Origin of the sequence: Sphaerospermopsis reniformis (assembly GCF_005402885.1) — a bacterium.
Taxonomy (GTDB): domain Bacteria; phylum Cyanobacteriota; class Cyanobacteriia; order Cyanobacteriales; family Nostocaceae; genus Sphaerospermopsis; species Sphaerospermopsis kisseleviana.
On sequence record NZ_BJCE01000305.1, the window covers coordinates 1 to 5,304 of the forward strand.

Annotated in this window: 8 protein-coding genes and 1 pseudogene; 5 read left to right on the plus strand and 4 right to left on the minus strand. The window is 31.6% G+C overall.

All coding sequences use genetic code 11. From position 1 onward, the window contains the following. Positions 1-467 precede the first annotated feature (467 nt). Together FFR48_RS24950 and FFR48_RS24955 are read right to left on the minus strand one after the other, a co-directional pair. On the minus strand, positions 468-983 hold the full coding sequence (locus FFR48_RS24950; RefSeq protein ID WP_137669227.1) for a hypothetical protein: 516 nt from the start codon (positions 981-983) through the stop codon (positions 468-470). Positions 984-1,019: 36 nt separating this feature from the next. Next, positions 1,020-1,424 carry a hypothetical protein gene (locus FFR48_RS24955; protein ID WP_137669228.1) on the minus strand — a complete coding sequence of 135 codons (405 nt, stop codon included), beginning with the start codon at positions 1,422-1,424 and terminating at the stop codon, positions 1,020-1,022. 311 nt (positions 1,425-1,735) lie between these two features. Between FFR48_RS24955 and FFR48_RS24960 the strand changes: the two are divergent. The 5 genes and pseudogenes from FFR48_RS24960 to FFR48_RS24980 all read left to right on the plus strand — a co-directional run bounded on the left by FFR48_RS24960 (position 1,736) and on the right by FFR48_RS24980 (position 4,319). Then, positions 1,736-2,155: pseudogene (locus FFR48_RS24960) on the plus strand (XisH family protein). Next, positions 2,140-2,481 (plus strand): XisI protein, encoded by a 342-nt coding sequence (locus FFR48_RS24965; RefSeq protein WP_137669229.1) that lies wholly within the window; start codon positions 2,140-2,142, stop codon positions 2,479-2,481. The pseudogene FFR48_RS24960 and the gene FFR48_RS24965 overlap by 16 nt, the downstream one beginning before the upstream one ends. A gap of 84 nt (positions 2,482-2,565) precedes the next feature. Continuing rightward, positions 2,566-2,814, plus strand: coding sequence for a type II toxin-antitoxin system RelE family toxin (locus tag FFR48_RS24970; RefSeq protein ID WP_096571744.1), 249 nt, complete (start codon positions 2,566-2,568; stop codon positions 2,812-2,814). A 14-nt stretch (positions 2,815-2,828) separates the two neighbouring features. Then, positions 2,829-3,026 (plus strand): prevent-host-death family protein, encoded by a 198-nt coding sequence (locus FFR48_RS24975; protein ID WP_096571745.1) that lies wholly within the window; start codon positions 2,829-2,831, stop codon positions 3,024-3,026. Between the two features lie 180 nt (positions 3,027-3,206). Continuing rightward, on the plus strand, positions 3,207-4,319 hold the full coding sequence (locus FFR48_RS24980) for a DNA-methyltransferase (protein ID WP_201277676.1): 1,113 nt from the start codon (positions 3,207-3,209) through the stop codon (positions 4,317-4,319). A gap of 53 nt (positions 4,320-4,372) precedes the next feature. Here FFR48_RS24980 and FFR48_RS24985 read toward each other — a convergent pair whose 3' ends face one another. Together FFR48_RS24985 and FFR48_RS30280 are read right to left on the minus strand one after the other, a co-directional pair. Continuing rightward, the gene (locus tag FFR48_RS24985; protein WP_503827317.1) at positions 4,373-5,032 is read right to left on the minus strand and encodes a BglII/BstYI family type II restriction endonuclease; all 660 of its coding nucleotides are present in this window, start codon (positions 5,030-5,032) and stop codon (positions 4,373-4,375) included. 2 nt (positions 5,033-5,034) lie between these two features. Further along, a complete protein-coding gene (locus tag FFR48_RS30280) occupies positions 5,035-5,193 on the minus strand; it encodes a helix-turn-helix domain-containing protein (protein ID WP_137669231.1) in 159 nt (52 codons plus the stop codon). Between the last annotated feature and the right edge of the window lie 111 nt (positions 5,194-5,304).

Consider the following 5,304-nt stretch of genomic DNA (forward strand, 5'->3'; position numbering starts at 1 on the left):
CTGCACCCTATAAATATCTGCTTAATAACTGTATACTATTCTCAATAAGCACCAGATTTTTTCAGAGGGTCTATCACCTCAAACCTTTTCCCTATCTTGGTTTCAACTTGCTTGTCGCCCCCTCAAGATGCTACTGCTGATGAGTTATTGAAGATTCAAAAAAGAGTTATTTGTTATTTATTTAAGAGAAATATTAAAAAATGTAGAAACTTATATATCAAATAAAGAGTATTTACAGATTAATGTGCAAAATAGTGAAAATAGTTAGGGTATATAAAGTCTCGCAGGATAAAAGTATACATTGCTTTTTGGAAATTATGGGATGCGATCGCCATTTTGGGTATGGTTCAGGTGCGTTAGCGTATCCCTGACGGGACTCGAAGAGATAGCTTACCGTAGGTATCGCTATTTTCAGGGATAATGAAAGAGCGATCGCTGTTTGATGTAGGTAGAATGAAGTGCGATCGCTATACCAAAACCTTGGAATCACTAAAAGCAGGTTTAATAAATTCCTCCTTATCCTCCAAACTAACATAACCCAAATTAGCAGCCATATCCATCAATTCAGTTAAAAACCGCCTTAATTCATCCACAACTTGCTGTTTATTCAACATCACTAATCTTTCCTCAGTTGAATAACCAACCTCCCTTAAATAACAACTAATTTCATTACCAACAGGTACAAATTTAATCATGATCCAATAACTTTCAACAAAGTCCAAACGAATAGTTTTACCCCTGTGTAAATCTCCTATGTGTTCAGCTAATCTCTCCTCTAATAACATACAAATATCTGGGTCAAAAAATACATTAAATTTTGTTTCCCCTATTTCTACAATCACTTTATGATCATATTCATAACAGAACATTCTTAACCCTAATTCAAAAGGCGATAATTCTCCTAAAGGATCGTCAGGAGGATCAGCAAAATTTTCTAAATTTCGTTCTGCTAATCTGATTTTAAATTGCTCAACTTTATTCATTATTATTACTCCTTAATTTTATTAATTTTATTAATTTTATTTAGGCTTTACTATCGGATAAGCATATTTAATTGTACCATCTGGATTTCTCCCAATTAGAGCATAAATTACGTTTTCTGTAACACTGCCATCAGTATGATATACTCTACCAATGGGACGATTAAATTTAATAGTATAATTTCCATAATACTTGGGAATTAACTTTTCCAATTTCAACCAATCTTGATCATTTAACCATTGTCCTTGATCTTGATTTTTACTAGATGCTCTACCCTGTAAATTACTAGGTTTTAACTTTGCACCATGATGACGGATAATATGATCATAAGCCTTAGTTGATTTGGGATTATCCCATTGCGGTTCGCTTCCTGTACCTCTCCACTCACAACCACTACCTACCTCGACTGTATCATCAATAATATCAGATTCAACAATCTCCATATATTCTAGCTCATCAGACGACAACCTATTTAACCTCCTGACAAATCAAGACAAGGTGATCATAAACTAAAATTGTCTTCAGAAACTAATACCGCAGAAATACAATATTACCAGAATTAATTAAGGCGATCGCTGTTTGGTTATGGTTTGTGAGAGAGATAGCGAAGCTCACCATAGGTATCACTGTGTTCAGGGATAATGGAAGAGCGATCGCTGTTTAATATAAGTAGAATGAAGTGCGATCGCCTATTAAATAAATTAGTATAATTATATTAACTAGCCAAAATAACTACTTAACATACAGGGTAAAAATGCCAGCGAAAGATATCTACCACGATGTAGTTAAAAATGCTTTAATCAAAGATGGTTGGACAATTTTAGCTGATTCTTATACACTTGAATATGAAGATGATAACCTTTATGCTGATTTATTAGCAGAAAAAACTTTATTAGCAGAACAAAAAAACCGGAGAATTGTTGTTGAAATCAAAAGTTTTATCAATCCTTCACCAATGAATGATTTTCAAAATGCTTTAGGTTAATATCTTCTCTATCGTGACTTTCTCGAACTTTCTCACAAAGATTATGAACTTTATTTAGGAATAAAAAATTCAGTCTTTAATACTTTCTTTCAAAGGAAATCAATTCAAGCAGTAATTCAACGCCATCAAATGAATTTGATTATTTTTAATGATAAAAAGGAGGAAATTGTATCATGGATAAAATCATAAAATACCGAGAATTAATCAAGAAAATTCTCACAGAATATGATCAATTAGTTAATCAATCACCTGATTATAATTCTGAAACCTGTTTAGTATTTGATGAAAACCATGATCATTATCTTTGGTTAACAGTTGATTGGAAAGAAGATAAAAGACTCAAATCAACTCATGTTCATGTAAGAATTAAAAACAATAAAATTTACATTGAGGAAGATTGGACAGAGGAAGGTATTGCAAATGAGTTATTAAGGGAAGGTGTACCAAAAGAAGATATTGTTTTAGCATTTCATGATCCTGAAACTCGGAAGTTTACAGAGTTTGCTGTGGCTTAATAAAGGAAAACTTTGTTAGTATAATTTAGGTTAAGGTGGGTCTGTGATGAACTCACCTTAATGTTTTGAAAAAGGTTAAAATATGTGCAGTACCAAATAGAATTTAAACCCAAAGCGATTAAAGATTTACAGAAAATTTCTGTAAATGACAGAGAACGCATTATCAATAAAATTGAAGCAATGCAAGAAGATTTACAAGGAGATGTGAAGCACTTAACAAATTTTACTCCAGAATATCGTTTAAGAGTTGGTGATTATCGAGTTTTGTTTGAATTAGAAGAACAAACTATAATCGTGTATAGGGTTAAGCATCGTAGTAAAGCTTATGAGTAATAGGAGTTAAAAAAATGATTGAATTACATCCTGAGTTTTTAATAAAAAATGGTGAAAAACAATTTGCTGTTTTACCTTATGAGGAATTTTTGAAGATTAAGGAATTGTTAGAAGATTTGGAAGATTTACGAGATTTGAGAGATGCTAAGGAAGAAGATAAAGATAGCGTTTCAATGTCTTTAGAAGATGTAAAAAGTATGTTGTTAATGTGATCAAATTGCCGGTTTTGAGGATGAGGGTAGGGTAGTTAGTAAGGAGAAGCAGCTTTGGTATAATTTAGGTTAGGGTGGGTCTGGATAGACTCACCTTCAAAATCACAAAATGACACTTTACTAATAACGTAAAATAAGTTATTATGGATTTATATGCTTATTTATGAGGTAAATACGAAAGTGAAGATTAAGTTAAATAACATACCCATAGATACAATTCTTTTAGAAGAATGCTTACAAATGCTATGTAAATTACCAGACGAAAGTGTAGATTTAGTTGTATCTTCACCTCCCTATAATTTAGGTAAAGAATATGAATCAAAACAAGCCCTGAACATTTATTTAGAAGAACAGACATTAGTATTAAAAGAATGTGCTAGGATTCTTAAAAAAACAGGTTCTTTATTTTGGCAAGTTGGAGCTTTTGCTGATAAAGGAATGTTGATTCCTTTGGATATTCGGTTTTTTCCTATTATTGAATCTTGTAATTTAATTCCTCGTAATCGTATTATATGGGCTAGACAGCATGGTCTACACGCACAAAAAAAATTTTCTTGTAGACATGAAACAATTCTCTGGTTTAGTAAATCTGATAATTATAAATTTAATTTAGATGCTATTAGAGTTCCCCAAAAATATCAAAACAAAAAACATTATCGTGGAAGTCGTAAGGGTGAACTTTCATGTCATCCAGATGGTAAAAATCCTGGTGATATTTGGCTTTTTCGTAATGTTAAACATAACCATGAAGAACAAACTATACACCCCTGTCAGTTTCCAGAAGACTTGGTAGCTAGAATTATCTTAGCCACAACTGATAAAAATGATATTGTATTAGATCCTTACATGGGTACTGGTACTGTAGCAGTAGTAGCTAGAGATTATGAACGTCATTTTATCGGGACAGAGATTGAACCAAAATATCATGAAGTTGCTCTACGTCGTCTCAGTGGTAAACCAAATGAAAATGGATATTTCCCCAATTTAAAAACTCTCCGTGATTATGTGGAAAAAACTGGAGAACCTATTGAAAAATTTAGGTTTGATTTACAAATAGGAAATAGACCTTCAGAACGAAGCCAAGCTAAAATTTATCCTGAAGAATATCACTTACAAGAGATGGAAGATAGATTATTCTATGAAGAAGCTGCTTTTGCAGCAGTTCTGAGAAATGAACAAGTTCCTACAGATCCAAAATTGAATGGCAATACCAAAAAAAACAAGTTGCAAAATAAAACAAGTGAGCAAACAGAAAAAGTTGAACAAATCGAACTTCAATTATGGAGTCAATAAAGAATATTTAAAAATAAATCATCAAAATAACTAAATATATATTTGTATATTTATCATATCAACTGAAATATATACTGATTATTTTTCCGCCCTGGAATTATTTGGTATTGACGTTGATATTGTGTGACAATATTTCGAGCAGTAGTTTTTCCATATTCAGTCCAAATAGCTGATGTAATTGTATTTGTATTTTCAAATAAACCAACTACTCTAATCGGTATTTTAAACAATGCAATTTCATCGAGTGCTAGTAACTGTTTAACTGCTTGTTCGTAGTACAATGAACTATTAGCAGAAGGAAATACTTGAGATTTAGTGATAATAACTATTAATTTAATAGGGTTTCCTGCCAATAAAATTTGTTTCTGAAATAAAAATTCTACTCTTGCTGTGTTGTTAAGCAAAAATGGATAATTAGAAAACTGATTTTCAATTACTAATCCGGCTTTTGCCAGGTCAATTTCTTTACCAAAAAACTTATATTGATTGGGAATTGGTAATACATTCCACCCTGATTTATTGAGATAATTTGTAATATATAAATTTGTTCCTACGGGATCAAAAATAGGTTCTCCTTTTTTATTAGCTTGACTTGAAGCTTTAATATGTAAAGGCATTGCAGTCAATACAGTTTCAATCTCTTTCCACTCCGTATTGTAATGGTTATTAATAAGAGTATTAGCTGCATTAAAATCAGTAATTTGAATTAGAATAACTACCTTCCTTTAGTGTATGTGAGCAAATTTTCAATAAAAGTTAGAGGATCTATTTCTAGAACTTGAGCTAATTCTAAAAATTCAATTACGTCAAGACGACGTTCACCACGTTCATACTTAGATACATAAGATTGTGGACGTTTTAAGCTGTTGTGCAGCTAAATCGAATAAACAGCATTACCTTTATTTTTAACTTTGCGCTCCCATTTAATAATAAGACCTCCTTCGTTTAGCAATTTATTTAATAATTCTTCTAACTGTTCTACTGA